The organism is Qipengyuania sp., assembly GCF_964227205.1.
Lineage (GTDB): Bacteria > Pseudomonadota > Alphaproteobacteria > Sphingomonadales > Sphingomonadaceae > Qipengyuania.
In genome coordinates this window covers 736,330-761,858 of the sequence record NZ_CAXQVB010000002.1, presented here as the reverse complement: position 1 = coordinate 761,858, position 25,529 = coordinate 736,330, and the positions used below count along the sequence as shown (strand labels likewise).

At 66.1% G+C, this 25,529-nt stretch carries 24 protein-coding genes and 1 tRNA gene; 10 read left to right on the top strand and 15 right to left on the bottom strand.

Features of this window, described 5'->3' with window-relative positions:
- The 6 genes from ACEQZ0_RS05705 to ACEQZ0_RS05680 all read left to right on the top strand — a co-directional run bounded on the left by ACEQZ0_RS05705 (position 1) and on the right by ACEQZ0_RS05680 (position 6,491).
- Positions 1 to 402, top strand: a complete 402-nt coding sequence (locus ACEQZ0_RS05705) for a hypothetical protein (protein ID WP_370189236.1) — start codon at positions 1 to 3, stop codon at positions 400 to 402.
- Positions 395 to 2,569 (top strand): phage tail protein, encoded by a 2,175-nt coding sequence (locus ACEQZ0_RS05700; RefSeq protein WP_370189234.1) that lies wholly within the window; start codon positions 395 to 397, stop codon positions 2,567 to 2,569. Before ACEQZ0_RS05705 ends, ACEQZ0_RS05700 begins: the two co-directional genes overlap by 8 nt.
- 11 nt (positions 2,570 to 2,580) lie before the next feature.
- Positions 2,581 to 5,097, top strand: coding sequence for a hypothetical protein (locus tag ACEQZ0_RS05695; protein WP_370189233.1), 2,517 nt, complete (start codon positions 2,581 to 2,583; stop codon positions 5,095 to 5,097).
- A gap of 65 nt (positions 5,098 to 5,162) precedes the next feature.
- Positions 5,163 to 5,372 (top strand): hypothetical protein, encoded by a 210-nt coding sequence (locus ACEQZ0_RS05690; RefSeq protein ID WP_370189231.1) that lies wholly within the window; start codon positions 5,163 to 5,165, stop codon positions 5,370 to 5,372.
- Positions 5,365 to 5,865, top strand: a complete 501-nt coding sequence (locus ACEQZ0_RS05685; RefSeq protein WP_370189229.1) for a lysozyme — start codon at positions 5,365 to 5,367, stop codon at positions 5,863 to 5,865. The genes ACEQZ0_RS05690 and ACEQZ0_RS05685 overlap by 8 nt, the downstream gene beginning before the upstream one ends.
- Positions 5,862 to 6,491: a hypothetical protein gene (locus ACEQZ0_RS05680; RefSeq protein WP_370189227.1), complete on the top strand. Its 630-nt coding sequence runs from the start codon at positions 5,862 to 5,864 to the stop codon at positions 6,489 to 6,491. The genes ACEQZ0_RS05685 and ACEQZ0_RS05680 overlap by 4 nt, the downstream gene beginning before the upstream one ends.
- Here ACEQZ0_RS05680 and ACEQZ0_RS05675 read toward each other — a convergent pair.
- Complete coding sequence (locus ACEQZ0_RS05675; RefSeq protein ID WP_370189225.1) at positions 6,476 to 6,730, bottom strand: hypothetical protein; 255 nt, start codon at positions 6,728 to 6,730, stop codon at positions 6,476 to 6,478. The two genes, ACEQZ0_RS05680 and ACEQZ0_RS05675, sit on opposite strands and share 16 nt — an antisense overlap.
- Before the next feature lie 164 nt (positions 6,731 to 6,894).
- Positions 6,895 to 7,470 (bottom strand): hypothetical protein, encoded by a 576-nt coding sequence (locus ACEQZ0_RS05670; RefSeq protein WP_370189223.1) that lies wholly within the window; start codon positions 7,468 to 7,470, stop codon positions 6,895 to 6,897.
- A 204-nt stretch (positions 7,471 to 7,674) separates the two neighbouring features.
- Between ACEQZ0_RS05670 and ACEQZ0_RS05665 the strand changes: the two genes are divergently transcribed.
- Positions 7,675 to 8,856, top strand: a complete 1,182-nt coding sequence (locus ACEQZ0_RS05665) for a tyrosine-type recombinase/integrase (RefSeq protein WP_370189221.1) — start codon at positions 7,675 to 7,677, stop codon at positions 8,854 to 8,856.
- Positions 8,857 to 8,887: 31 nt separating this feature from the next.
- Positions 8,888 to 9,121, top strand: a complete 234-nt coding sequence (locus ACEQZ0_RS05660; RefSeq protein WP_370189219.1) for a hypothetical protein — start codon at positions 8,888 to 8,890, stop codon at positions 9,119 to 9,121.
- A 195-nt stretch (positions 9,122 to 9,316) separates the two neighbouring features.
- Here the strand turns inward: ACEQZ0_RS05660 and ACEQZ0_RS05655 are convergent, their stop codons facing one another.
- The 7 genes from ACEQZ0_RS05655 to infA form a co-directional block, all read right to left on the bottom strand.
- On the bottom strand, positions 9,317 to 10,075 hold the full coding sequence (locus ACEQZ0_RS05655; RefSeq protein ID WP_370189217.1) for a hypothetical protein: 759 nt from the start codon (positions 10,073 to 10,075) through the stop codon (positions 9,317 to 9,319).
- A 25-nt stretch (positions 10,076 to 10,100) separates the two neighbouring features.
- Positions 10,101 to 11,369: a tyrosine-type recombinase/integrase gene (locus tag ACEQZ0_RS05650; protein WP_370189215.1), complete on the bottom strand. Its 1,269-nt coding sequence runs from the start codon at positions 11,367 to 11,369 to the stop codon at positions 10,101 to 10,103.
- Positions 11,370 to 11,529: 160 nt separating this feature from the next.
- A tRNA-Phe gene (locus ACEQZ0_RS05645) sits at positions 11,530 to 11,604 on the bottom strand.
- Positions 11,605 to 11,694: 90 nt separating this feature from the next.
- Complete coding sequence (yacG, locus tag ACEQZ0_RS05640; protein WP_370189213.1) at positions 11,695 to 11,883, bottom strand: DNA gyrase inhibitor YacG; 189 nt, start codon at positions 11,881 to 11,883, stop codon at positions 11,695 to 11,697.
- Positions 11,873 to 12,826 carry a ribonuclease E/G gene (locus ACEQZ0_RS05635; protein WP_370189211.1) on the bottom strand — a complete coding sequence of 318 codons (954 nt, stop codon included), beginning with the start codon at positions 12,824 to 12,826 and terminating at the stop codon, positions 11,873 to 11,875. The genes yacG and ACEQZ0_RS05635 overlap by 11 nt, the downstream gene beginning before the upstream one ends.
- 141 nt (positions 12,827 to 12,967) lie before the next feature.
- Positions 12,968 to 13,543 carry a nucleoside triphosphate pyrophosphatase gene (locus ACEQZ0_RS05630; protein ID WP_370189210.1) on the bottom strand — a complete coding sequence of 192 codons (576 nt, stop codon included), beginning with the start codon at positions 13,541 to 13,543 and terminating at the stop codon, positions 12,968 to 12,970.
- Positions 13,544 to 13,549: 6 nt separating this feature from the next.
- Positions 13,550 to 13,795, bottom strand: coding sequence for a translation initiation factor IF-1 (infA, locus tag ACEQZ0_RS05625; protein ID WP_007163491.1), 246 nt, complete (start codon positions 13,793 to 13,795; stop codon positions 13,550 to 13,552).
- A 256-nt stretch (positions 13,796 to 14,051) separates the two neighbouring features.
- Between infA and ACEQZ0_RS05620 the strand changes: the two genes are divergently transcribed.
- The gene (locus tag ACEQZ0_RS05620; protein WP_370221280.1) at positions 14,052 to 16,760 is read left to right on the top strand and encodes a hypothetical protein; all 2,709 of its coding nucleotides are present in this window, start codon (positions 14,052 to 14,054) and stop codon (positions 16,758 to 16,760) included.
- Positions 16,761 to 16,764: 4 nt separating this feature from the next.
- On the opposite strand, the gene ACEQZ0_RS05615 is transcribed toward ACEQZ0_RS05620, so the two are convergent.
- The 5 genes from ACEQZ0_RS05615 to ACEQZ0_RS05595 all read right to left on the bottom strand — a co-directional run bounded on the left by ACEQZ0_RS05615 (position 16,765) and on the right by ACEQZ0_RS05595 (position 22,500).
- Positions 16,765 to 17,544 carry an esterase/lipase family protein gene (locus ACEQZ0_RS05615; RefSeq protein WP_370189203.1) on the bottom strand — a complete coding sequence of 260 codons (780 nt, stop codon included), beginning with the start codon at positions 17,542 to 17,544 and terminating at the stop codon, positions 16,765 to 16,767.
- The gene (locus tag ACEQZ0_RS05610; protein ID WP_370189201.1) at positions 17,541 to 19,151 is read right to left on the bottom strand and encodes a wax ester/triacylglycerol synthase family O-acyltransferase; all 1,611 of its coding nucleotides are present in this window, start codon (positions 19,149 to 19,151) and stop codon (positions 17,541 to 17,543) included. The genes ACEQZ0_RS05615 and ACEQZ0_RS05610 overlap by 4 nt, the downstream gene beginning before the upstream one ends.
- A 113-nt stretch (positions 19,152 to 19,264) precedes the next feature.
- Complete coding sequence (locus ACEQZ0_RS05605; RefSeq protein ID WP_370189200.1) at positions 19,265 to 20,437, bottom strand: NAD(P)/FAD-dependent oxidoreductase; 1,173 nt, start codon at positions 20,435 to 20,437, stop codon at positions 19,265 to 19,267.
- Positions 20,438 to 21,721 carry an APC family permease gene (locus tag ACEQZ0_RS05600; RefSeq protein ID WP_370189199.1) on the bottom strand — a complete coding sequence of 428 codons (1,284 nt, stop codon included), beginning with the start codon at positions 21,719 to 21,721 and terminating at the stop codon, positions 20,438 to 20,440. It lies immediately after the preceding gene.
- A 53-nt stretch (positions 21,722 to 21,774) separates the two neighbouring features.
- Complete coding sequence (locus ACEQZ0_RS05595; RefSeq protein ID WP_370189197.1) at positions 21,775 to 22,500, bottom strand: lysostaphin resistance A-like protein; 726 nt, start codon at positions 22,498 to 22,500, stop codon at positions 21,775 to 21,777.
- Between the two features lie 98 nt (positions 22,501 to 22,598).
- Here ACEQZ0_RS05595 and uvrC point away from each other — a divergent pair, with 98 nt between their 5' ends.
- Positions 22,599 to 24,695 (top strand): excinuclease ABC subunit UvrC, encoded by a 2,097-nt coding sequence (uvrC, locus tag ACEQZ0_RS05590; protein WP_370189195.1) that lies wholly within the window; start codon positions 22,599 to 22,601, stop codon positions 24,693 to 24,695.
- Between the two features lie 55 nt (positions 24,696 to 24,750).
- Here uvrC and ACEQZ0_RS05585 read toward each other — a convergent pair whose 3' ends face one another.
- Complete coding sequence (locus ACEQZ0_RS05585) at positions 24,751 to 25,467, bottom strand: type II CAAX prenyl endopeptidase Rce1 family protein (RefSeq protein WP_370189193.1); 717 nt, start codon at positions 25,465 to 25,467, stop codon at positions 24,751 to 24,753.
- Positions 25,468 to 25,529: the final 62 nt, after the last annotated feature.

The window sequence follows — 25,529 nt, the reverse complement described above, 5'->3', positions numbered from 1 at the left end:
ATGGCCCGCGATCTCATGGCGCTGGTCGCCTATCTCGACATCAAGCTCGCCGAGCCGCACGACTTCGACCGCAATTGCTGCGTCCGCTTTGTGCTGGGGGCTGTCGAGGCGCAGTTCGGCAGCGCTCCGGATCTCGGCACTACATGGCGGACCGAGGCAGGCGCGAAGCGTGCCCTGGTCAAGCTGGGCGGTATCGAGGCGGCGACCGACCGGCTGTTTCGCCGGATAGAGCCTGCGCGGGCCCAGTTCGGCGATATCGCCGGCGTCGTCGACAGCGAAGGCTTCTTCCACGTCATGGTAGTCGAGGGGCAGACGCTGTGCTCGCCTGGCGAGCGTCGGCTCGAGCGCGTGTCGCGGCGCGAGATGATTGCCGCATGGAGCGCGGAGCCGCTCGGTGAGTAAGGTCGTCAAGGCGGTTGCCGGCATCGCGATCGCGGCTGTCGGTTTCGCGACGGGCAATCCGTTCCTCGTTCTCCAGGGGCTTTCGCTTACTGCGTCGTCGATTTTCAGCCCCAAAGCTGCGAACCAGGAGGAGCGCCAAGCCAGCGAGACCACCCTGCAGATGGGCGAGGTCCCGCGACAAGCAGGGTTGGGAACCTTTGCTACTGCCGGGAGCCTGCTCGACGCGTTCAACTATGGTGGCAAGTACGGCACCGACTGGGAAGTCCAGCAGATCGCGCTCGTCGACCACGAATGCGAAGAGCTGGTCGGCTTCTACGTCAACGACGAATATGTCGCTTTCGGCGGCGACGGCGACGTCGCCGGCTACAACAGCCAGCTCAAGGTCCACTTCCTTCCCGGCACAGCGACGCAGGCCTGGCCGAGCCACGTCACCGCGAATGGGCCGGGCTGGGACGATCCGGACAACAATTGCAAGGGCGTCGCCTGCGTAGCGGTCGCCTACAAGGCCGACGATCCCGAAGTGCAGAACCCGGTATGGTCGGGGGGGCGGCCGCGCTTCATCTTCGTCCTGAAGGGCAAGAAGCTCTACGATCCGGCGAAGGACAGCACCGTCACCGGCGGATCGGGCACGCATCGCTGGGCCGATCCCTCGACATGGGAGTGGAGCGACAACGCGAATGTCTGCCGCTACAATTTCCAGCGCGGGATCTTCGCGCTCGACCAGGTAGACCAGCCTGAGCAGCTGCTGATCGGCCGCGGCCTATCCGAGATCGAGGCTCCGCCCGAACGCAGTATCGCGCACAGCGCGACCTGCGACGAGCTGGTCGATGGGGAGAAGCGCTATACCTTCAACGGCCTGATCGGTGCGGACGAGGAATTCCTGACCGTGGAGGGCTATTTTGCCGCGGCCATGGCGGGCATCATTCGCCAGCCCGAAGGAAGCATCGAGGTCGAGCCCGGGCAGGCAAAGGCCGTGGTCGCCGAGATCACCGATCTCGACATCCTCAACCTCGCCGAGGTCCAATACGAAGCCTTCCGCGGGGAAGGCGACCGCGAATGGATCAACTCGGTCATCCCGCGCTATGTCGAGCCCGACCAGAAGTGGAAGATGCACACCGCTTCGATCCGGCGCGACTATGCCGATATCATCGCCGATGGCGGGCAGAGGGTCGAGACGCTCGAGCTCAAGCAGGTCACTGTCGAAGGGCAGGCCGAGCGTTGCGCCGAGATCACCCGTAAGCTTGGCCGCCTGCAGGGCAAAGGGGGCCTTTCGCTGGGGCCGCGGTTCTGCGAGCTCGAGGAAGGCGACTGGATCGGATGGACGAGCGCGCGCCACTTCGGGGGGGCGCGCAAGGTGTTCCGCATCGAGAGCTACCAGCGCGACGGCAAATGGCACATCCGGATCGACCTGCGCGAGATCGCCGCCTCGGTTTACGCCTTCGATCCTGCAAGCGACAGCAACCCGAACACGGCGACCGCGACCCAGCAGGCCGCGCCGCCGGCGATCGACGCGCCCGGAGCAGCTGCCTGGTCGCTGCTCGGCGGGCAGGTCAGTGGGCCGCGTGGCGATCAGCCCGCGCTGTTCCTCTCGGGGGCCAGCGACGACAGCCTGGCGCAGGCAATCCGTGTCGAGCAACGGGTCAGCGGCACGACCCCATGGATCCACGGCGGGGACTTTCCGCCTGCGATGACAGAGAAGGCGATCACCGGCGTGGCGGACGAAACGGCCTATGAGGTCGCGGTCAGCTATGTCGTGAGCGGCGAGCCCGGCGCGCGGCGGGTCCTGGGCCCGGTCACCACGGGTGTGATGGAGGGTGCCCGGGGGGCGCGGTGGATCGCCTCGAAGAGCCTAGCCTACCCGCTGACCAGCGATGACGACAGCATCGCGGTCGCGGCCTTCACGGGCACGCTCTACGACGGCTCGCAGGTGAGCTTTCCGGCCGATACCGACGACATGACCAGCCTCGCCAGCGGCACCAATTTCGGGGTCTTCTACGACCCCCTCGCCGGAACCTATTCGGCGCATGAAAGCCCCGCCGAAACCCAGATGGCCGACCGTTCGCTGATCTTCATCGGCGGGCAATCGACCAGCGACAGCGGTGTCTACGATGATCCGCCCACTCCGCCCGGCGGCAGTGGCGGTGGCGGCAACTACAACACTCCCTGACAGGATAAGCGATGAACAAGACCCTGCTCTACGCTCGCGAGAGCGTGGTGTTCGATAAGGTGCTCACCCTTGTCGACGCCGACGGTGCGCCGATCGACATCACCGGTTGGACCTTCGCGCTAGACCTGACCCGCCAGGCCGGATCCTCGGACCTGTCGCTGGACATGAACACGGCGAGCGGCGACGGCGGCTTCGCGGTGGTCGACGGCAGCGCGGGCGAGCTGCGCATGGTGGTGCTGCAGGCGGCGCTGGCAGGGATCGAGGATACGACCGGCGACTTCACGCTCTTCGGCGACCTGCTGGGCACTGCGCCTGCCTCGAGCGCCGTTTTCGTGCGCGATATTCGGCTCAACGTAACCACGGCGGGGACCGAGTTCGCCGGTACGAGCTACGAGGTCGCGCTCGAATCGATCGGCGCAGTGCTGAAGACCGAACTCAACGCAATCGTCGACCAGGCAGAAGCCTGGGCCGAGGGCACCGAGCCGGGCGGCGCGTCGACGAAGAGCGCGAAGGAATGGGCGGAGTCGATCGCTGCACAGGCCTATCACTCCTACCTCACCGGCGAGAACAAGCTGCCGGTTTCGATATCGAGCATCACGACCAGCGGCGGCGCTACGAAGACGGGGCGCGAGGTGACGATCCCGATCGGCGTCACCGGCAACAACACCTTCATTCGCGAGTATCTGAACGCGGCCGACCTGCCCGAGACCTGGGAGGTCGGACAAAAGCGTCAGATCTTCTTCGCGCTCTTGCTGAGTGCGCCCTTCACGCGGACGCTCGTGCCCAAGCTCAATGTCCGCAGGACAGACCTCGTGACCGTGGACCGGACCGAGGGAACGCCGACCATCGTCTATGCGACGGCAGGCTTCGCGATCTATCGCTTCGAATACACGGTGCAGGGCGACGAGAACCAAATCCGCCCCGAGGTGAAACTATCGAGCGTTGGCAACGCGGCGACGGTCGAGACGATCGAGCCGATCGGCGTGACCATCGGCCAGGCCGAACCGCTCGACAAGACGATCACTGCAATGACGGCAATGATCCGCGAGCGCGAGACCAGCCTTCTCGCGTGGATGGCGAAGTATTCGGTCCCCAACCATCCCGACATCTACGACGAGATCATCACGGTCGAGACCGATGGCAGCGGTGACTTCACGTCGGTCAAGGCGGCCTACGAGGCCATCACCAAGACGAAGTCCTTCCACCATGTGCTGATCCGCATCGGCGAAGGTCTGTTCAACGAGACCGAGCAGATTACGCACGACGGGGAGTTCTTCGTCCACTTCGTCGGCCGCGGCCTGCACGTCTCTCGCATCAACTACAATCCCGGCGACGGGGCGAGCGGGGTGCTGATCGACACCGACAGCGCCTTCAAGCTGCAGGGCTCGTACCGCATCGAGGGCCTCTCGATCCACGCGACGAACGCCCGCTATACGCTGCACCCCGAAAGCGATGGCGACAATGGCGACGGCATTTTCGCGAACCGCGTCTGGATCATCCGCAACAACGAGATCAAGCACCTCGGCAATCCGTCGGGCAACAACTATCGCGCGCCGCAGAGCCAGAGCGCGATCGGCGCCGGAACCTCCTCGGGCAAGTTCTTCCTGATCGAGCACAACTACATCGAAGCGGCCAATGGTGCGGCCGTCGCCTGCCACAACAACGACGATTTCGCCTTCGCCACGGTGCTGCTGATTCATGGCAACACGCTGGTTTCGGGCAGCGCCAGCGGGAGGGCGCTGTCGTTCGGCTTCCTGCAGTCGGGTTGCCCCGACCTCATCGCCTACACGCACAACACAATCCACGGCATCGTCTATATCGACCCGACCGCCGGGGCATCGCCGTTCACGGCCAATGCGTCGCTCTTCAGCGAGATTCACATCATCGGCTTCGGCAACACTCCGCATGTGGTCTATGTCGGCGACGAGGAGAATGGGGCGAACAACGCCTATTATCCGCGTATCACCGACGAGGAGAAGTCGCTCCTTAACACCACGGGTGCGACGATCCCGCGCAAGACGATGGTCGCCTACGATCGCAGGATGGATGCGATCCGGCCGATGACCAGCGCCGACGATCCGGAGCTGTTCGCGGGCGTCACCCTGCAGGATATCGCCGCGGGCACGCGTGGCCGGGTGAAGCACAAGGGCTGGCTCTCGGCCTATCGCGTCAACGGGATCACGCCGGCAAGCTTCACCGGGTCGATCAACGGCACCGCGCTGACGGTATCTGCGATCTCCTCGGGCACGCTGGAGGTCGGCGACCTGGTCGAAGGGACCGGCGTCCTCGAACGGACCTACATCACCGCGCTGGGCACGGGCAGTGGGGGCACCGGCACCTACACGGTGAACGTCAATTACAACGGCACCGGCGGCAATCCCGCCGCAGTCGCGTCCACGGCAATGAAGGGACGCCCGAGCCTGTTCAAGAAGTACTCGGTCGATCCGGGCACCGACGGCAAGGCGATCAAGGGCGGTGCGCAGAGCCTGCTTCGCGCGGTGACGCGAACCGGGGTGGAAATAGCCTGACGGCCCGCTTCCCCAACTTCATTTAAACATCCGGCGCGGTCGCGGCGGCGAAGGAGAATGCATCAATGCTCGAGCACAACAGCAGCGAATACGCGACGGCCGCGGCCAAGTCCGCTCCGCCGGTCGCCGTCCTGGCGGCCGACACTGCCGGGCTGACGCTCGAGCAATGGGTTTTCATCGCGACGCTGATCTACCTCGCCCTGCAGAGCATCTACCTGCTCTACAAATTCGGGCGGGATCTGCGGGCTGCACGCACGGAGAGGCGCGATGGCTAATCCCGGAGCGCCGGCGGGCGCATCGAACGCGACCAAGCTGGGCCTGGTCGGCTCCGTCCTCACCGCACTGGCGATGGCTGCGGCGACGATCGCGCCGTGGGAAGGCAAGCGCAACGAACCCTATCGCGACCCGATCGGGATCCTCACGGTCTGCTATGGCGAGACACGCGTCGAGATGCGCCGCTATACCGACGCCGAATGCCTGGCCATGCTCGAGGAGGCCTCGGCCGAGTTCCTCGAAGGCGTGCGCCGGCGCAATCCCGGGATCACCGGCTATCCGCACCAATGGGCGGCGCACACCAGCTTCGCCTACAATGTCGGGCTCGGCAAATACGGCCGATCGAGCGTCGCAAGACTGTTCGAACAAGGCAGGCAGGTCGAGGCCTGCCGCTTCCTCGGCCGTTATGTCTACGCCGGCGGCCGCAAGCTGCGCGGGCTAGAGCGCCGGCGCGCGGCCGAGACCGCGCTCTGCCTGAAGGACGCCGCGAAGTGAGGGTACCGGCATGGACCAGCGCCGAAGTCGCGCTGAAGGGTGTGTGGTGCGCCGCGATCGGCACCGTCATCCTGATCTCGCTTGGCTTTGCCGGTGTGCAGACGGCGCGTCTCGAGGGCTTCAAGCTCGGGCCGATATCGATGACCGGTTGGATCGAGACCGCGAAGACGGCCGCGGCCGAACGCGATGCCGAGAAGGGCGCTCACCGGAAGACCAAGACCGACTACCGCAACGCCCAGGCAGAGGCCGCCGAGCTCGAGCGCCAACGCCTTGCCAGGGTGCGAAGGGAGCAACAGGAGATCTCCGATGCGATCGAAGCCGACTACAATGCTCGTCTTGCCGATGCTCGCGCTCGCGCTGAGCGCCTGCGCAAAGAACTACGAACCCGAGACACCGCTACCCGTAAGGGCGGAAGCCTCGAAGTGCCCGGCCTATCCACTGCCGGCGACCGAGCTGCTGCAGCGACCGCGGATGCTCGACTTCCTGCCGCCGAGCGCGGATCGGCCGACCAGCTCGAGCGCGACCTCGTCGCAACCGAGCAGGCCCTACAACTCGACGCGCTGATCGACTGGATCATTCGGCAGGCCGAGATCGATCCGAATGCAAACGCTCAGCCGGGCCAGTAGGCGAGGATATCGAAGCCGGAGGCCTCACGGCCGCGCCATTCCCAGCAGCTGCCTTCCTCGAAGGCTTCCCATTCGTCGGCCGATCGCGTGCCGAGCGCGAACCGCGTACCGCTCGTGAAGAGAATCGCCGGCCGCGCATCGAGCGCGACCGGGCAACCCGCACCATCGTGACGGATCCATCCCTCACCAAGCTCGACGTCGTCGGGCAGTAGGCGAGGGCGTGACGATCGGCGCGGCATCGAGTTGTCCTAGCGGTTCGTAGAGCCGGGACAAGTGCGCCCAAATTTGGGGGTATCGCTGGGGGTATCGCCGAAGCCGCGGTGGCCGGAGAGGCGCAGGAAAGCGCGGTTTCCGCGCGCGATTGCGGCGGAGGGATTATCCGCCGCAATGGGCGGGCTATACGTCACAATAAGAATGCGAGAGCGGTACTTGCTGCGCCAAATACGAATGCACCGAGTGAAATGTACCCGCTAGCGTACGCGCCGCCCGCCTTCTGCAATGCCTCGGTTCCTAGCTGCGCGATTTGCAGTTCGGTGTCGCGATCGCGAAACCCGTTGTGTTCTACTGCGCGCCAATAGCCTTTGATTTCCCCAAGACGCAGAGACATCGCCAGTCCGTTTCGGATCCCAAGGTGAGTGCCCCATAGAGAAGCGATAATGCCCAATACGAACGCCGCAAGAGCGATGCCTTGCAGCAGGGCTGAGCCTTTGAACTGTAAGGGGGCGAACAGTCCAGCAATATTGATGGTGGTCAAGGTTGCTCCCAACCATCTTGATTGCTCGGTCATAACACGGTTGTTTGACTCCGAGGCCTTTTCGAAGTCTTCAGCGTAGTGGCGGGCCATGCGGCGATTATCGTCTTTGTCCTCGTTGAGTTCTTCCTGAGATGGAAATACTGCGTCAAGGTCGATAGCCTCTAGCGGATTGCCGGGCCCAAGCTTTCTGACAGCACGCCGTATTAGACTTACCTTCTCCGCCATGAAGGCTTCTTATCTCAGCCTTGGTGGAGCGAATAGTCCCAGGACTAGGTCCTCCACTGTCTCATGTCCGAAGTCAGCGGGTCCTTCCCCGGGGCAGGCGCATATTGCGGTGGGGCGTAGGGCAACGTTCCGGTTCACACAGCCGGTTTCGAATTGTGAACTTGTGAACTCTTCGGCTCGGCCGATTTCCTGAAGGATCCGAGAATGCTTACCAACGCCGCGGCGAAAGCCGCCGGCGCGCAAAGTCGCGCCTACAAGCTGCACGACCAAGGCGGCATGCACCTGCTCGTCCGACCCACGGGGACGAAGAGCTGGCAGCTGAAGTACCGCTGGCGCGGCCGTGAGAAGCTGCTCACGATCGGCCAGTTTCCCGAGATCAACGTCGCTCGGGCCCGGATCCTGCAGGCGCAGGCGAAGGAGCAACTCGAGCAGGGCGTGGATCCATCGCGCGCTCAGCGCTCGGCCGATTCTTTCGAGCAGCTGGCGCGTGGCTGGCACCGGCATCATCGAGCTAGTTGGAGCCAGACGCATGCGGCCGACGTCCTCGCCAGCCTCGAGCGAGACGTCTTCCCCGAGCTCGGTGCCCGGCCGATCGGCGCGGTCCAGCCGCGCGAGCTGCTCGATATAGTGCGCCTGGTCGAACGTCGCGGCTGTCTCGAGACGGCCGGACGGCTGCGCCAGCGCCTCTCCGCGATCTTCGGTTTCGGAATTGCCGAAGGCCTTTGCGAGGATGATCCAGCCGCGCAGCTCGGCCGCGCGATGAAGAAGGGCAAGCTCTCGGTACCGCACCCAGCGCTGACCTCGATCGACGATTGCCGCGCGCTGCTCGCGGCGTGCGAGGTCGACCGCGGCGCCGCGGTGTCGATCATGGCGTCGCGCTTCCTCGCGCTGACGGCCGTCCGCCTGGCCGCTGTACGCGGGATGCGCTGGACGGAGGTCGACCTCGAGGCGCGGATCTGGACGGTACCAGCCGAGCGCATGAAGCTGTCGAAGCCGAAGAAGGGCGAGGAGCGGTTCGATCATGTCGTGCCGCTGAGCGAAGAGGCGCTGTGGATCCTGCGCGGGGTTCGCCCCGCTTCAATCGGGGGTGAACCCCAAGTTGACCGGCTGGTATTCCCCGGTCGGTCGAGCGGGCCGATCGGCGAGGGCACGCTGCGCGAGCTCTACAATCGCGCCGGCTTTGCCGGCCGGCACGTCCCGCATGGCTGGCGCTCGAGCTTCTCGACCATCCTCAACGAGGATCTCGGACCCGAGTGGCGCACCGATATCGATCGCGCGCTGGCGCATTCGCCGAAGGACAAGGTCGAGGCAGCCTACAACCGCGCGCAGCTGCTCGATCGGCGCCGCGTGATCTTCGACCGCTGGGGCGAGCTCCTGTCCGCTTGAACATCGAGGAAGTGCGGCCTAGGCCGGAACCATGGCGAATGGCTGGCCCGATGAGCAGGAGATGAGTGGCGTGGAAGTCGCGCGCTCGCTCAACCATTTCGCCATGCGGCTCGAGAAGATGGGGCATGCAAAGGATCGCGCGCTCATCTTGGCCATGCGAGGGACTGCGAGGGCGATCGGAAGCGCGACGGATCATCCGTCGGTCGAGGAGCTCCAAGCGATCCTCGAGCTATTTGTCGAGCAGCTCAAGAAGCTGACCCAGTAGGACCCGACCTTTCCGCCAGTACCGCGCGTAGAGAAGATGTGCTGGCACGCATCTTGCGCTTGGCCCCTCGCCAAGCATGGAGGCGGCGCAGCCGCCGACCTCCGAGGCTTCGGATCGCTGCTATCGGTGATTTTTCGAGGGGATTTTGCGGGCCATCCCCAATCAGAAGAACGCGTGAGACCGCCTAAAGCGGTCTCACTCCTTATGAATTCTTCGATCGGGGGGGGGATTCAGGCTAGCCTCTGAACTCGCACTCTCCAACATGGCGAGGTGGGCGCGCTGAGCCGCCTCGTCGCCCGGGTAGAGGGCGGCGACGGTTTCCTCGGGCGTCCGTGCGCGCTGGAGCGCGTTGCGCTTTACTGCCCTGTCATAAGCCACCTTGTCGCGGATAGCCTTCGAGCGCCGTTTCTGGAGGCCCTCGTAGCGCGGGAACGATGGCGACTGGGGCGGGGTGAAGGCCCGGCCCTTGCGCCGGAGCTTCTCTTTCAGCCGCTTCATGCAGCGAGCGGGCATCCGCGCGAGGTCGAAGAAGTAGGCGTTGCTCACCTGGACAACGGGAGGGCCTTCGTCCGGCGCGTTGTTCGTCCTGGCAGTACGCCGGATCCAGTTCACGAAGCCCTTCTCCCAGAGCAGATGCAGCGCGCGGACGATTGTCGCCCTGGCGAAGTGAGTCTTTTTCATCAGCGTGTCGATCGACGGTTCGCAGATACCGGTTTCGAAGTCGCAGCAGCGGAGAAGGTAGTCGAGCACCTTGCGGCAGTTCTGGCCGAGAAGATGCTGCTTGCCTTTCTGCTTCGACCAATCGGCCCATTCGTCGAGCGTCTCGAGCAGGGCCTCCTTGAAGTAGATGCCGTGCTCGATGCGCCGGAACACCTGCGCGCGAGGATCATCGATGTCGAAACAGTCGCGCCGCGTCTTGGCCCGGCTGTGAAGGTCGAGAGCGTGCGCCGTCATGCCGCACCTCCCGCCGCGCGAGCGGCTAGTTGCGCGGACCCTCGAGCAGCTGCTCGACCGGCACCAGCCCGGGCGTGAGCATGTCCGCCCATTCCTGCGCCAGCTTCCGCCGACGCGGCATGTAGGCGGCGCGGTTGTAGTGCGCCTCGACGCCCTCGGGCTTGTGGCCCAGCATGAGGTCGATGATCGCGCGATCGCCCGGACGATCGAGATCGGCCGCGCGTTCGTTCATGATCGTCGAGAAGCTCGATCGCCAGCCGTGCGGCACATGCCTGCCCTGGAACAGCGGGCTGCGCCTGTAGGCGACGCTGAGCGCGTTTTCGCTGATCGGCTTGCGCGGGAACTGGACCGAGGGGAAGAGCCAGGCGCGCGGGCCCGCATTCGCGATGGCCGCCTTCACCAGTTCGACCGTCTGCCGGGCAAGCGGGATCTCGAAGGCGAAGTTCTCCTGCTCGCTCTCGGCGCGCTCGAGCTTCATCTTCGCGGCCGGGATGATCCAGCGCGGCTGGTCGCCGTCGAGGTCGACGAACTCCTCCTTCTGCGCAAAGCGCACCGGGCCCGGCCGTGCTGCCGTCAGCGCCAGCAGGCGCGAGGCGAGCTTCGTCTCTGGCCAGTGGCGCTCCGCTTCGAAGGTCTGGAGCGCGGCGCGCGCCTCCTCGAGCTTGAGGATCGCCTTGTACTTGCGCTTCGGAACGGGGTTGAGGATCGCCGTGAGCGGCGCGGCCGGGTCGACGTCTGCTTCCTCGTCCACGATCGCCAGCTGGAAGATGCGCGAGATCCGCATCAGCATGCGGTGCGCCTGGTCGACCGCGCCGCGGTCCTGCATCTCCTCGATGATCGGCCTGATGTCCGCCGGCAGCAGCTCGGCGATGGGCCGGTCTCCGATCGCGGGAAAGGCCTCCTTCTCGAGACTGTTCTTCACGTCGTCCGCGTGGCGCTTCTTCCACCCGTGCGACTGCAGCGCATGCCAGCGCAGCGCGGCTTGCCTGAAGGTGGAACCGCCGACGAGCGTGCCGGCGCGCCGCGCGCGGATCTCGCGCGCCTTCGCCGATGGATCGAGCCCCTGCGCGAGTTCGCGCTTCGCCTGATCGCGCAGCTCGCGCGCTTCGCTGAGCGACATCATGGGGAACTGCCCATGCGTCAGCTGCTTCTCCTTGCCCCCGAAACGGTACTTCTGGCGCCAGCTCTTCGTGCCGGTTTTCGTGACGAGCAGGAACAGGCCGCCGGTGTCGTGGAGCTTGTAAGGAGAATCGCCCGGCCGGGCGTTTTTCACCTGCGTCACTGTCAGCGCCATCCGGTGCCCCCAAACCAGCGCCGCGAGTCCCCGCTCGTGCCCCCAACATGCCCCGGCTTTCGGCGGAAGGCAGCGGAACGGCGCGGAACGTCGATAGGGCCGTAAACGGCAGTTCTGCAAGGGTTTTCCGGACTGATACGGACCGGCGCGGAATGAAAAGTGGTGCCCAGGGGCGGAGTCGAACCACCGACACGACGATTTTCAATCGTCTGCTCTACCACTGAGCTACCCGGGCACACTGCTTCGTCAAAGGGGGGGCTGTGCAGCCCCGCGAGCAATGAGGAGGCGCCTATGGCGAAGGCGGGCGGCCTTGGCAAGGGGGTATTTAGTCCTCTTTCCCCTGAATGACCTCGGCGGCTATTTCCTCGGGCAGCGCGGGGCGTCCGGGCACCGCATAGCCATCGCCGAACCATTGCGAGAGGTCGCGGTCGCGGCAGCGGCTCGAGCAGAAGGGCGCGAATTCCTCACTGCGCGGCTTCCTGCAGATCGGGCAGGGGCGGGGCTTAGTCGTCATGGGCGACGATCTGGGCCGCGGCAGCCTCGATCGCAAGCCCCGGATCGGTCTCTATCCGCACCGGGCGCGCGGTCCGCCGCTCGAGTTCGGCGCACCATTCGGGCTTGAGCTTGGCCTTGAGCGCAGGATGGACCGTGAGCAGCGTCGCGCCCGGTCCCTCGACCTGTTCCGCGCGCCGCAGCGCCATGCGCGCGGCCATGCCCACGCGCGATGTCGCGAAGCGATGGAGCAGCGAGGGCCCTTCGAGCCGCGCTACGATCTGGACGAAGCCGAAGCCGTTCATCGCGGTGCGTTCGTGCGGCCAGCCGTCCAGCGCCTCGTCCAGCGCCGCATCGACCGCCTTGCGATCGGCCTTGGCGGCAAGCGTGGGGAAATCGATCCCGATCGACCCGCCGAGGTCGAAGAGCCGCAGCCAGCGCGCCAGTTCGGGCACGGCGGCGAGAGCCAGTTCGCGCGGGGAAAGCTCGCCGTCGATATCGATGACGGTCATGCCCGGAGTCACCGCGAAGAGCAGCGCGCCGCCCGCAAAACCGACTTCGCCCGAAGAGGCGGCGTGCCAGATGTCTTCCCATGCCCCGGAAGGGAAGTGGCGGACGGGCTTTGCCTCCGCGAAAGGATCGCTGGTGGTGGTTCCGACAGCTTCGGCGGGGCGCGCGGCGGGCAGCTTCAACCGCCCGCGTTCGGCCATCGCCGCGCGGGTCACGGTGAAGCGGTAACTCGCGCCCTCGCCGGCATCGCGCGGGAGCTTGTCGACAAGGATTTCGCGGCCCGAGGGATGCTGCGCCAGTCCCCGTGTGCCGCTTTTGCGCAGCAGCTTGCCCTCGAAGCTCTCGCCCGCGGCGATTTCCTCCGGCCAGCGCAGCTTTGCGGCCAGCACCTCGTCGCCTTCGAGCAGCTGCGCCCGGCTTTCGCCGATGCCCTGCTCGACAACCCATTCGGCCATCACCGCCTCCCCGGCCCGGGGAGGGGACCCATGCGCAGCATGGGGGAGGGGCACTTTCGGCGGTTCGGAACGTCTGCGGCTCGGATCAGGGCGCCTGCCCTACCACCGTCTGCGACGGTCCCCCTCCCCCGTTGGGGGAGGCTAGGCAAGGTCGAATCCCGCGGCCTTGAGCAGCGCGCGTGTTTCGTAGAGCGGCAGGCCGACGACGCCCGAATGGCTCCCCTGGATGCGGCGGACCAGCCCTTCGGCCACGCCCTGGATGGCATACCCGCCGGCCTTGCCGTGCCAGTCGCCGCTGGCGATATAGGCGTCGATTTCGTCGGCAGAGAGCCGCTTAAAGATGACCACGGTCTCGCTCAGCCGCTCGCGAATGCCGCCGTCGGGCGCGCGCAGCGCGATCGCCGAAAGCACGCGGTGGCGGCGTCCCGAAAGCAGTTCGAGACATTGGCGCGCGGTGGCCTCGTCCTCGACCTTGGGCAGGATGCGGCGCCCGGCGGCGACCACTGTGTCACCCGCAAGCACATGGCCTTCGCCCGATGCCGCCGCCTCGGCCTTTTCGCGCGCCATGCGGCGGGCATAGTCGCGCGGCAGCTCGCCCTTATGCGGCGTTTCGTCGATATCGGCTGGAGCAACGGCAGAGGGCGTCGCACCGAGGCGGGCGAGGAGCTCGCGCCTGCGGGGACTGGCCGATGCTAGAATGAGAGTGGGCTGGCCCACGGGCGCTTATTGCGGGCCGGGGCCGCCGCGACCGGGCATGAAGCGGTAGGTGATGCGCGCCTTGGTCAGGTCGTAGGGCGTCAGCTCGCACAGGACCTCGTCGCCCACCAGCACGCGGATGCGGTTCTTGCGCATCTTGCCGGCGGTATGGCCGAGCACTTCATGGCCGTTCTCGAGCTCGACGCGGAACATCGCATTGGGCAGCAGCTCCACCACCCGGCCGCGCATTTCGAGAAGTTCTTCCTTGGCCATCTAGTCCGTCGTGTCCGTTCGTATATGCAATCAGAGCGGCGGCCTTTAGCGGCGCGGGCGCCAAAAGGGAAGCCTTGGCGACACGCGACCTCCATCGACCGACCGCCGATGGCCCCCGACCGGCGACAAAGCGATACGGAAACCAGGCTTGTCGTTCGGCATTCTTGCCCACATAGCCTTCTCCCGGGGGCGGTTCGAGAGTGTCCATAGGAAGGCCCGTTTCTTGGAATCGATAAGGTTTGCAGCAGTTTCGCTGGTGGCCCTGGGGTGGGCGAATGTCTCGCAGGCACAGGATGTGGCGCAGGCCGCCGATGCCGCCTCGGAAGCCGGCGAGGAGGACCTTGCCGCTCCTGGCTCGATCATCGTTACCGGCGAGCGGATCCGCGGGCAGCTGATCGTCGACCAGCCGCCGGTCGCCGAATATGACAGCGAGGACATCGCGGCCTTCGGCGGCAGCTCGATTGCCGATATTATCGCCGCGATCGAGCCTTCGACCGGTGGCGCGCGCGGCAGCCGGGGCGGAGGGCGCCCGGTCTTCCTCATCAACGGCATCCGCGTGTCGAGCCCACGCGAGTTCCACTCCTACCCGCCCGAAAGCATCGCCAAGGTCGAGGTCTTTGCCGAAGAGGTCGCGCAGCGCTTCGGCTACGATCCCGACCAGCGCGTCGTGAACATCGTGCTCAAGAACGACTATTCGGCGCTCACGCTCGAGGGCGAGATCGAGGCACCCGCGCGCGGTAGCTACTGGCGCAACGAGGAGGAGGCGACCTATCTCAGGATCGCCGACGGTGCGCGGCTCAACTTCAACCTCGACGTCGAGGATACCAGCCTGCTGACCGAGGCCGAACGTGGCTTCACCGTGCCCTCCGCCATCCCCGGTGTCGCCGACGAGGCACCCTTCCGCAGCCTCGTGTCGGACAGCTGGCAGGTCGAGGGAACCGCCAATTATGCGCGTGCCTTCATCGACAGCGGCTCCTCGCTCAGCCTCAATGCCACCGCCTCGCGGCAAGAGAGAACGGGCCTCTCGGGCCTGCGCGACACGGGTGGTACGATCGAGCCGATCGAGCGCCGCGGCCGCACCGACACGCTCTCGCTCGGCGCCGCCTACAATCGCAGCATCGGCTCGTGGAAGACAACCTTCACCAGCGACGCCGTGCTCGCCAATGGCGATACCGAAATCGATCGCCGCGATGCCGCGGATTTCGACTCTGCCGAAACGCGCACGCGCACGGTGGTCAACAAGGCGACCTTCACCGGCTATCCGGTCGACCTGCCGGCGGGCGAGGTTTCGGCCACGTTTGACCTTGGTTTCGACTGGACACGGCTGGACAGCGCGGATTCGCGTTCGGCGAGCGATGTCTCGATCACGCGCCGCCGCTTCGATGGCGGGATCAATCTCAACATCCCCATCGCCCGCCGCGACGGAGCTTGGGGGGCGATCGGCAACGCCAGCCTCAACCTGTCCGCCGGAGCCGAGGACCTGTCCGATTTCGGTGGCCTTGCCAACTGGAGCGCGGGTTTCAACTGGTCGCCTATCGACAGGCTCAACCTCCAGGTCACGCGTATCTGGCGCGAGGCGGCTCCGGGCATTTCGGCACTCGGCAATCCGCGCATAGATGAATTCAACGTGCCGGTTTTCGATTTCGCCACGGGACGCGATGTGCTCGCCACGGTCACCACCGGCGGCAATCCCGATCTCGGTGCGGAAACGCAATCGGACTGGAAGCTGGGGGCGAACTGGCAACTTCCGCTCGACGGCGCGCGGCTGCAGGTCGATTACGGCATCAACCGCTCGCGCGACGTGACGCTGTCTTCGCCCGCCTTCACCGCCGCCTTCGAGCAGGCCTTTCCCGACCGGGTGGCGCGCGATGCGGGGGGCGAGCTCCTGGCGATCGACCGGCGGCCCGTGACGCTTTACGAAACGCGCAGCCGCACGCTCAGCTTCGGCCTCTCGATGCGCGGACGCATCGGCGGTTCGGACGAACCACGCGGCGGCCGCCCGGGCGGGTCGCGCCGGGGCCCGCCGCGCGGGATCGGTGGCGACGGGAACCAGCAGCCACGCTTCGATCCCGAGCACTTCGCCCGGATGCGCGAGCAGTTCTGCGCCGCGCCAGCGACGAAAACGCCCGACCTGTCGCAGCTGCCCGAGGGCATGCGCGCACGGCTGGTCGATGCCGATGGCAATCCCGATCCCGTGCGGGTCGAGATGTTGCGCCAGCGTCTGTGCAGCGCCGATGGCGAGGCCGACGTCGACCGCTTTGCCGCCATGCGCGAGGCACTGTGCGCCGAACCGCCGCGGATCGACGCGTTACCTCCGCAGATGCTCGAACGGCTGCGCGGCGAGGATGGCGAGATCGACCAGAAACGGCTCAACCAGTTCCGCACCCGTATGTGCGCGGCCGAAGGTCCCGGCGGGTCCCCGCGCGGCGAGGGCGGCCAGCGCGAAGGCGGTGCGGGGATGAGCCCCTTTGCCCGGCGCGGCGGAGGCGGTGGGCGCTATTTCGTCAATCTCAACCACACCATCGCGCTGCAGAACGAGGTCACGCTGGCCGAAGGCGGGCCGGTGTTCGACCAGCTCGACGGCTACGTGCTCGGCAGCGGGGCGATCCCCAGGCACAGCACGCGGCTCGAAGGCGGCATGTTCATCGACGGATATGGCGTGCGCCTGTCGGGCAACTACCTCGGGCAGGCGGTGCTGCGTGGTAGCGGGCTGCCCGGATCGAGCGACCTGTTCTTTGGCGATCTGGTCACCTTCGACCTGCGCCTGTTCGCCGACCTCGGCCAGATCCTCGAGCGCGAGGACGGCTTCTTCAAGGGCTTCCGCGTCGCTTTCGTCGTCGACAATCTCTTCGACGGCCAGCGCCGCGTGGTCGATGCGCAAGGGCTGGTTCCCGAGGCCTACGATCCGCGCCGGATCGACCCGGTAGGCCGCTATCTCGGTATCGACCTGCGCAAGATGTTCTGACCGGTCAGGCGAGCGCGCGGCGGGGGAAGAACAGGCTCGCAAGGCCGGTGGCGCGGAAGGGCTTCCATGTCCCTTCGGGCTGCGCCAGCCGGTCGGCGATGGCATAGACCGCCGCCGGGTTCACGCCGAGCCCGCAATGGCTCGCATGGACCTCGATGTTCTCGCATTGGGCATGGTCGTCGCACTGCACCGAGCCGCGCCAGTGCACGACACCGTCGGTCCGCGTGAGGATCGAGGTGGTCGGCACCGGCGGCGCCTCTGCCAGCTTGCGGAAGTTGCCGCCCTGCATCGGCTCGGGTTCCTTGCCGTTGAGATATTCGAACAGGCGCGCGGCATTGGTATGGCCGCGATCGTCGCTTATCGGCGAGCCGAGGCTGACCACCCCGCGGATCTTTTCGGGCGCAAGCTTGGCCAGCTCGCGTGCGAACACCCCGCCGAGGCTCCAGCCGACAATGCTGATCTTCTCGCCCGTGCGCTCGTGCAACTCCTCGACACAGCCCATCATCGCCTCGATCCGGGCATTGTCGACCCGGACGTTGCGGCCGAGATTCCAGCCGACCGCGTCGTAGCCGAGATCGGACAGCAGCGAACGCAGCGGTGCAGTCGAGTAATCCGACGCCATGAAGCCGGGGAGCACCAGCACGCCGTGCCCGTCGCCGCGCGGCAACATCGAAAGCAGCGGGCGCAGCGCGTAGAAGCTGGCCAATTCGCCCATCGCGCGGCCCGGTTCGGCCAGCGTGAGCAGGCGGCTGGGCGGGCGGGCTTCGGTGGTGGTTGTCGTCATTCGATGGTCGGGCCTTTCAGGGGTTGGGCAGCCTTGTTGGAACGCCTGGTGGAGGTCTTGGTGCCCCCTTTGACGGGTTCGGACGGCTTTTTCCTCGGTGCGGTCCGCTTCTTCGCGGCGGGCTTCTTGGGTGCAGATTCGGCTAAGCTCTTCTTCGCCGGAGGTTTTTGTTCTGCGGGGGCGGCAGTCCCCGCCGCAGCATCGCGCAATTCCTCGAAACTTTCGCGAATGCAGGCCGCGTAGAATTCCGGATCGTCCATCATCTCGCGGTCGGCGGTGAAGGCGATGGTCGCTTCCTGGGTATAGCTCTGCACCACATGCGCGAGGCCCATGCCGTCGGTCAGGCAGATCAGGCCCATCATGCTCTCGAGCCGCGCACCGGCCGAATAGATCGGCACCGGCGGGCCCGGCACATTGGTCACCACGGTGGTGAAGATCGGGCCCACGCCGCGGTTGGCGAGGCTGAGGCGGGTATAGAGCTGCGCGCCGAGGCTCATCCACAGCGCAGGGCTGACCTTGCTCATCTCGGTCATGTTGCGCGCGCCCATGGCGTCGGTCATCGCCTTGGAATTGGTCGTGCGATCGTGCACCCATGCCAGCCGCTCGACCGGATCGGCGATCTGCGTACCCAGCGGGGCGATCATCGCGGCGACCTGGTTGCCCATCGCATTCTTCTCGCCCTTCGACCGGACCGAGATCGGCGCCATCGCAGTGAGCGATTTCCCGGGCAGCTCGCCCTTGCTGTCGAGATAGCGCCGCATGGCGCCCCCGATGATGGCAAGGAATACGTCGTTGACCTTGGCGCCCTCGACCGCACTGCGGATCGCCTTGATATCCGCCAGCGGGACGCTGACGCCTTCGACCACGCGGTGCGGACCGATTTTCCTGTTGAAGCGCGTCTTGGGCGCGATCATCTCGGTCGAGACGTCGAATTCCTTCGCCGCGAGACCGCGCAGCGCCTTGGCAAGGCCCGGCGCCGCCTTGGCCGCGACCTCGATCTGCTTGAGCGGATTGGCGATCGCGTTGAAATAGCTCTTGCCGAGCAGCTCGATCGGATTGGGGACCTTCTCGGGCTTCCATTCGTCGGGCCCGGGCGGTGGCGGCTCGTCGGGCCGCAGCGTATGTGTCGCCTCCATCAGGTCGATCCCGCTCATCCCGTCGATCGCGGCGTGGTGGACCTTGGTAATGTAGGCATAACAGCCCTTGGGCAGGCCTTCGACATTGTCGAGCCCCTCGACCACGGTGAACTCCCACGGCGGCCGGTCGAGATCGAGCGGGCGGGCGAAGATGCGCGCGGCCTGGATGCACAATTGGCGCCAGTTGCCGGGCGCGGGCAGCGCCACGTGGCGGACGTGGTATTCAAGGTCGAAGTCGGGATCCTCGATCCAGTAGGGATAGTCGAGGTCGAAGGGCACACGCACCATCCGCTGGCGCATCGTCTTGGATAATTGCAGGCGGCTTTCGAAAAAGGCGAGGATATCCTTGAACCGCACGAAGCCATCGGGCGCGGTTTCGGGATTGTAGATCAGGATCGAGCCGATGTGCATCGGCGAATTGCGCGTCTCGAGCGCGACGAAACTCGCATCCATGCCCTGGAGCTGCTGCATCCTGTTCCCCTTGCATGCCCCGCTTTTGCGGGTGCGAAGGGGAAGGCTAGCACGCGGCGGGACGCCGTCAACTTGCCGCTCCGGTCAATCGCTGACCTTGCGGAAGGGGCGGATCAGAGCGCCTCGCCCGCCGCGACGCCGCTCGCCCAGGCCCACTGGAAATTGTAGCCGCCCAGCCAGCCGGTCACGTCGACTGCCTCGCCGATCGCGAACAGACCCGGAATTCGCTTGGATTCCATCGTCTTGGAGGAAAGCTCGACGGTCGAAATACCGCCCAGCGTGACCTCCGCCTTGGCGAAGCCCTCGGTCCCGTTGGGGCGGAAGGTCCAGCGCTTGAGCCGCTCGCCCGCGGCGCGCAGCGCCTTGTCGGGCAGATTGCCCATGTCGCCGTCGAGGGCGAGCTTTTCCGCCAGGATATCGGCTAGGCGCGCCGGCAACGCTTCGCGCAGCAGCGTCTTGAAGCCTGTTCGCGGCGTATCGCGCTTCGCGTCGAGCAGCCACTCCGCGCCGCGATCTGGCACGAAGTCGATCAGCAGCGGCTCGCCCGTGCGCCAGTAGGAACTCGCCTGCAGGATTGCCGGGCCCGACAGCCCGCGATGGGTGAACAGCACGGCTTCGGCGAAGCCGGTCTTGCCCGCGGTAGCGACCACCGGGGCCGCCACGCCCGAAATCTCGCGAAACAGCACTTCCTCGCCGCCCAGCGTCAGCGGGACGAGCGCTGGGCGCGGCTCGACCACCCTGAGGCCGAACTGGCGCGCGAGCTCGTAGGCAAAGCCGGTCGCGCCCATCTTGGGGATCGACGGGCCGCCTGTGGCGATGACCAGCGCGGGGGCGGTGTAGGTGCCGGTCTGCGTGGTGACGGAGAAACCCTCGCCATGCCCGACCGAGGCGATGTCTTCGCCGCAGCGCACGGTCACGTCGCCTTTTGCGCATTCTTCGAGAAGCATGGCGACGATCTGTTTCGCCGAGCCGTCACAGAACAGCTGACCCAATGTCTTCTCGTGCCAGGCGATGCCGTAGCTCTCGACCAGATCGAGGAAATCGCGCGGCGTGTAGCGCGCCAGCGCCGATTTGGCGAAATGCGGATTGGCGCTGAGGTATTTTGCGGGGCCCGCACCGATATTGGTGAAGTTGCACCGCCCGCCGCCCGAGATGAGGATCTTCTTGCCCGGTTGCTCGGCGCGTTCGAGCACCAGCACGCGCTTGCCGCGCTGGCCCGCGCGGGCGGCGCACATGAGCCCTGCGGCGCCTGCGCCGAGGACGATCGCGTCGTAACGGTCGGTCACTCAGGCCTCTTCGATCGAATACTCGGGCGTCTGCCGCGCGGCGATGAAGTAGAGCAGCGTGCCCGCCGCGATGAAGCCGCCCAGCACGATCCACGCCTGCGCCTGCGCCTGCGCGGCGATGAACAGCGAACTGCCCACCGCGAAGACCACGCAGGCGAGGTGCCATGGATCGATCCGCCCTTCGCGATGTTCGAGCACCGGCAGCGCGCAGCTGGTCACAATATAGGTCACCAGCCGTACCAGCGTGCCCGCAATGGCGAGCACTTCGAAGCCTTCCCACAGGCCGAACAGGATCGCGACCACGCCATAGAACAGGATGGCGTTGAAGGGCGTCAGGAAGCGCGGGTGAACGTATTCGAACCAGCGCGGGAGCATACCGCGCTCGGCCATGCCGTACATCAGCCGCGGCTGCGCCACCCCGCTGGCGAAATTGTTCGCCCCGATGGAAAAGCTTGCCGCGATAACGATGGCGAGCGAGCCGAGCTGCCCCATCGAGGCCTGGGCTACGCCGGCCAGCGCATTGGTCTCGCCCGCGAACTGGGGGCCGATGGCGATGAAAGCCCAGATGATCGCCATGTAGAGCAGTGTCACCCCGCTCACCATGGTGACGATCGACAGCGGCACGTCGCGCTTGGGGTTCTTGAACTCGCCCGCGGCCTCGACCACGCCCTCGAAGCCGATGAAGGCGTAGAAGGTCAGCAGCACCACGCTTTCGACCGCGCTGAACTGCGGCAAGGCCACTTCTCCCATGCCGCCGCCAGCGAACAGGGCGGAGACAACCAGCAGGCCGAGCGGCAGCAGCTTGATCGCGGTCATCACCCCCAGCGTGCCGACCGAGGCGCGCATGCCGTAGAGATTGACCAGCGTGATCAGGGCGAGGCCGATGGCCACCGCCACCGGCGCGGCGACCGGCCCGGCGAGGCCCGGGAACAGCGCAGCGAGATAGGCCACCATCACGTGCATGTTCGCCGCCGCGGTCACGATCGCGCTGGCATAGCGCGCCCAGCCCGCCTGGAAACCGACGAAGCGCCCGAAGGCGGCCTCGCCATAGAGCACCGAGCCGCCGCTATGTTCGAAGCGGCTCGCCATCCAGGCGTAGCACAGGGCCAGCGGCAGGAAGAGAATCCCGCCGATCAGCATCATCCACGGCGCGAAATTGCCGACCGCCGCCACCAGCACCGCGGGCAGCGCGAAAATGCCTGCCCCGATCATCCCGTTGAGCGGAAAAAGCGATGTGCCCCAGAAGCCGACCGTGCGCGGCGGGGCGATCTTGCTTGCGTTCATGACCGCTGACCTGCCCGCTAATGTGCGGGCGTGCAAGCGGGCCTGTGCATGGCTCAGGTTTCGCCGAGATAGAGCGCGACGAAGTTGATCGTATCGATCGCCCCGTGAACCAACACCAGCGGCCACAGATTGCGCTTGAGCAGCAGGAAGGAGATGCCGAAGGCGAGGCCGATCAGCCCGGTCATCACCAGCCCGAACAGGCCCTGGTAATAATAGTGTCCGTAGCCGAAGATCAGCGCTGGCAGCAGTACCGCGATGGCGAGCCGGCCGGGCACGCCCGCCAGCCCATCGGCGAGGCGGGTGACCATGTAGCCGCGGAAGAACATCTCCTCGCCGAAGGCCGCGCTCGTCCAGACGATTGAGAGCCACAGCACCAACATCGCAAGATCGCCCTCGACGCTGCCCCAGCGCGCCTCGACCCCCGCCGTATCGGTGCGGGTGAGACCCGTGTGTTCGCCGACGAAGAGTACCAGCGCCACGGCGCCCGCAAACAGGGCGAAGGGCACCAGCGCCTTGGGCAAGACCAGTGCCTTCGCCTTCCATCCCGGCAGCCGGATAAGCCCCATGTCGCGCCAGGTGACGCCGCGAGCTCGCATGGTGAGCGTGAGCACCGCCAGCGTCAGCAGAAGCGACATCGGCCCAGAGAATTCCCAGGCCAGCTGCGCAAAGGCCAGTCGCGAGCCGAAGGCGAGGGCGGCGAAAGCGAGCACCTCGAGGACGACCCACCAATTGGCGGTCGACTTGTCCTCCATGGGCTGAATGGCGGCACCGGCCTGCATGATCTCTCCTCGTTGTATTGGTGTAGCAATACAGTGCATCAAGGATTTGACAAGCGCCGCGATTGTGAAATCCGGCGCTCCCGCCTATCTCGGCGCCCATGTCGCGCAGCAAGGCAGGTTCTCCCCACGATCCGAGAGGCAAGGAGCGGTTCCACGAGGAACGCGCCACCAAGACGGTCGCCAGCGCGCAACCCGATCTCGACGCGGGGCTGACCGCGATACGCGAGACGGTGAAGACGCTGAAGCCGCGCCCCGGCGTTTATCGCATGCTCGATACGCGTGGCGACGTGCTCTATGTCGGCAAGGCGCGCAGCCTCAAGGCGCGGGTGGCCAATTACACGCAGGTCAAGGGGCTTTCGAACCGCCTCCAGCGCATGGTCAGCCAGTGCCGGGCGATGGAAATCGTCACCACCAATTCGGAGGCCGAGGCGCTGCTCTTGGAAGCGCAGCTGATCAAGCGCTACCGCCCGCCCTTCAACGTGCTGCTGCGCGACGACAAGAGCTTCCCCTTCATCCTGCTGCGCGCCGATCATACCTTCCCGCGCATCCAGAAGCACCGCGGCGCACGGCGGGCCAAGGGCAATTACTACGGCCCCTTCGCCAGCGCGGGCAGCGTCAACAAGACGCTGAACGCGCTGCAGAAACTGTTCCTGCTGAGGAGCTGCACCGACAGCTTCTTCGCCAACCGCGACCGGCCCTGCCTGCTCTACCAGATCAAGCGCTGCAGCGCGCCCTGCGTTGGGCGGATCGATGAGGAAGGCTACGAGAAGCTGGTGCGCGAGGCGAAGGACTTCCTCGGCGGCAAGTCCAGCGCGGTGCAGGCCGAGATCGAGAAGCAGATGGCCAAGGCTGCCGAGGATCTCGATTTCGAGACCGCCGCGATCCTGCGCGACCGGCTGCGCGCGGCAACCTTCATCCAGGGATCGCAGGCGATCAATGCAGCTGGGGTGGGCGATGCCGATGTCTTCGCGCTCGCGGCCAAGGGCGGGCAGGTGGGCGTGCAGGCCTTCTTCATCCGCGGCGGGCAGAACTGGGGCCACCGCACCTTCTACCCGCGCAACACCGGCGACCTCGAATTGCCCGAGGTGCTCTCCGACGTCCTGCTGCAATTCTACGAGGAAGTTCCGCCCCCGCGCACCGTGCTGGTCGATCGCGAGCTGCCCGAGCAGGAGCTGGTCGGTGAGGCGCTGGCGGAAAAGGCGGGCCATGCGGTCGCGATCTCGATCCCGCAACGCGGTACGCGGCGCAAGCTCATGCAGCAGGCGAGCCGCAATGCGGTGGAAGCGCTCGACCGCCGACTGGCTGAAAGCGGCACCAAGGCGAAAATCCTGCGCGAGCTCGCCGAGTTCCTCGAACTCGACGAGGTGCCGCAGCGCATCGAGGTCTACGACAACAGCCATATCCAGGGCGCCAAGGCGGTCGGCGCGATGGTCGTCGCCAGCCCCGAGGGTTTCGAGAAGGGCCAGTACCGCAAGTTCAACATTAAGTCCGCGAAGACCAACGACGATTTCGGCATGATGCGCGAGGTGATGGCGCGGCGGTTTCGCGCGCTGGCGGGGGAGGATTTCGCTCACGGAGGCACAGAGGCACAGGGGAACGGTTCCGGCGCCGCAGGCAAGCCAACCGTCAAGACTGCGCCGGGCGGCGAGGGAGGTGTTTCAAAACCGGCTTCGCCGAAGGATCAAACCCCCAGTGCCTCCGCGCCTCTGCGAGCGTCCAAAAAATCGGACCACGAAACCGTCTGGCCCGACCTCGTTCTGATCGACGGCGGCAAGGGGCAGATGTCGAGTGTGCGCGATACGCTCGAGGAGATGGGCATCGAGCACGTCCCGCTGATTGCCATCGCCAAGGGCCCGCATCACGGGCGCGAGGGGCGCGAGGTGTTCCACTTTCCCGATGGGCGCGAGAAGACGCTGCCGGTCAATTCGCCGCTGCTGTTCTATCTCCAGACCCTGCGCGACGAGGTCCACCGTTACGCCATCGGCGCGCACCGCGCCAAGCGCAGCCGGGCAATCACCGCCTCACCGCTCGACGAGATCCCCGGCATCGGCCCTGCGAGGAAACGCGCGCTTCTGCTCCATTTCGGCACTGCGGGGAAGGTCCGCGCCGCGGCGCTCGACGACCTCAAGCGCGCCCCCGGCATCAGTGCCGGCGTGGCGCAGCAGATCTACGACTTCTATCACGCGGGTGGGTGAGGGCACCGGCACTGCGGTAACATTCTCGCCGCTCCTGGCCCGACCCGGGGGCGCGTCAGATCAGCAGCGGGATCGAATTGCCGACCGAATGCAGCACGACCGGCAGCAAGAGACTGCCGCTGCGGAGGCGTAGCCATACCGCCAGCAGCGAGGGGATCGTGGTCAGCGCCATATAGATCGGATCGAAGCTGAACTGGCCGTCGGAATAGCCGAAGGCATGGCCGAGCCCGAACAGCAGGCACGCAAGGATCGCACCCCAGCTCCAGTCAATCCCGAGGGCGCGATATCTGCCTGCAAAGGCCTCGTACAGCGCCAGCAGCAATATGCCCCGGTAGAAGGGTTCTTCCTCCAGGCTCGGCATGGTCAGCTGGAAGGCGATCGTTTCGGTCGAGGCGGGCTCGTTCGGGAAAGCCACGCCGATCGCCACGAAGAACAGGCAGTAGCCGATCGCGACGGGAACGCAGCTGCGCAGGCTGCCCTTGGCCTGCACCAGCGTGATGCCCGACCGCCGCCAGCCGAATTGCTTGTGCGATGCGATCGCGAGGGTGCCGAGCAGCGCGAGCGTCTTGCCCTGCCAATTCCACTCGGCGCCGGGCAGCACATTGGGGATCAGCCCGTAGGCGTTGGTGAGCAGGATATCGTTGACGAAGACGAGCGCGGCGGCGACGAGCAGCCAGGCGAAGGAGAAGCCGCGCCGGTCGAGCTGCCCCAGCACCGTACCGCCGACCAGCAACATGCCGACGATGGCAGCTGTCGAGATGATTCCGTCCATGGCCCGCGCTCCTCAGGCCGAGGATGCGTTCGGCGTGTTTGTGTGTCAAGACACCGTCACAC

What these genes read in the sequence shown, in the direction of transcription:
- ACEQZ0_RS05705 (WP_370189236.1), top strand. Translation starts at nt 1, where the DNA reads ATGGCCCGCGATCTCATGGCGCTGGTCGCCTATCTCGACATCAAGCTC.
- ACEQZ0_RS05695 (WP_370189233.1), top strand. Translation starts at nt 2,581, where the DNA reads ATGAACAAGACCCTGCTCTACGCTCGCGAGAGCGTGGTGTTCGATAAG.
- ACEQZ0_RS05690 (WP_370189231.1), top strand. Translation starts at nt 5,163, where the DNA reads ATGCTCGAGCACAACAGCAGCGAATACGCGACGGCCGCGGCCAAGTCC.
- ACEQZ0_RS05685 (WP_370189229.1), top strand. Translation starts at nt 5,365, where the DNA reads ATGGCTAATCCCGGAGCGCCGGCGGGCGCATCGAACGCGACCAAGCTG.
- ACEQZ0_RS05675 (WP_370189225.1), bottom strand. Translation starts at nt 6,730, where the DNA reads ATGCCGCGCCGATCGTCACGCCCTCGCCTACTGCCCGACGACGTCGAG.
- ACEQZ0_RS05670 (WP_370189223.1), bottom strand. Translation starts at nt 7,470, where the DNA reads ATGGCGGAGAAGGTAAGTCTAATACGGCGTGCTGTCAGAAAGCTTGGG.
- ACEQZ0_RS05665 (WP_370189221.1), top strand. Translation starts at nt 7,675, where the DNA reads ATGCTTACCAACGCCGCGGCGAAAGCCGCCGGCGCGCAAAGTCGCGCC.
- ACEQZ0_RS05660 (WP_370189219.1), top strand. Translation starts at nt 8,888, where the DNA reads ATGGCGAATGGCTGGCCCGATGAGCAGGAGATGAGTGGCGTGGAAGTC.
- ACEQZ0_RS05655 (WP_370189217.1), bottom strand. Translation starts at nt 10,075, where the DNA reads ATGACGGCGCACGCTCTCGACCTTCACAGCCGGGCCAAGACGCGGCGC.
- ACEQZ0_RS05650 (WP_370189215.1), bottom strand. Translation starts at nt 11,369, where the DNA reads ATGGCGCTGACAGTGACGCAGGTGAAAAACGCCCGGCCGGGCGATTCT.
- yacG (WP_370189213.1), bottom strand. Translation starts at nt 11,883, where the DNA reads ATGACGACTAAGCCCCGCCCCTGCCCGATCTGCAGGAAGCCGCGCAGT.
- ACEQZ0_RS05635 (WP_370189211.1), bottom strand. Translation starts at nt 12,826, where the DNA reads ATGGCCGAATGGGTTGTCGAGCAGGGCATCGGCGAAAGCCGGGCGCAG.
- infA (WP_007163491.1), bottom strand. Translation starts at nt 13,795, where the DNA reads ATGGCCAAGGAAGAACTTCTCGAAATGCGCGGCCGGGTGGTGGAGCTG.
- ACEQZ0_RS05615 (WP_370189203.1), bottom strand. Translation starts at nt 17,544, where the DNA reads ATGACGACAACCACCACCGAAGCCCGCCCGCCCAGCCGCCTGCTCACG.
- ACEQZ0_RS05610 (WP_370189201.1), bottom strand. Translation starts at nt 19,151, where the DNA reads ATGCAGCAGCTCCAGGGCATGGATGCGAGTTTCGTCGCGCTCGAGACG.
- ACEQZ0_RS05600 (WP_370189199.1), bottom strand. Translation starts at nt 21,721, where the DNA reads ATGAACGCAAGCAAGATCGCCCCGCCGCGCACGGTCGGCTTCTGGGGC.
- ACEQZ0_RS05595 (WP_370189197.1), bottom strand. Translation starts at nt 22,500, where the DNA reads ATGCAGGCCGGTGCCGCCATTCAGCCCATGGAGGACAAGTCGACCGCC.
- uvrC (WP_370189195.1), top strand. Translation starts at nt 22,599, where the DNA reads ATGTCGCGCAGCAAGGCAGGTTCTCCCCACGATCCGAGAGGCAAGGAG.
- ACEQZ0_RS05585 (WP_370189193.1), bottom strand. Translation starts at nt 25,467, where the DNA reads ATGGACGGAATCATCTCGACAGCTGCCATCGTCGGCATGTTGCTGGTC.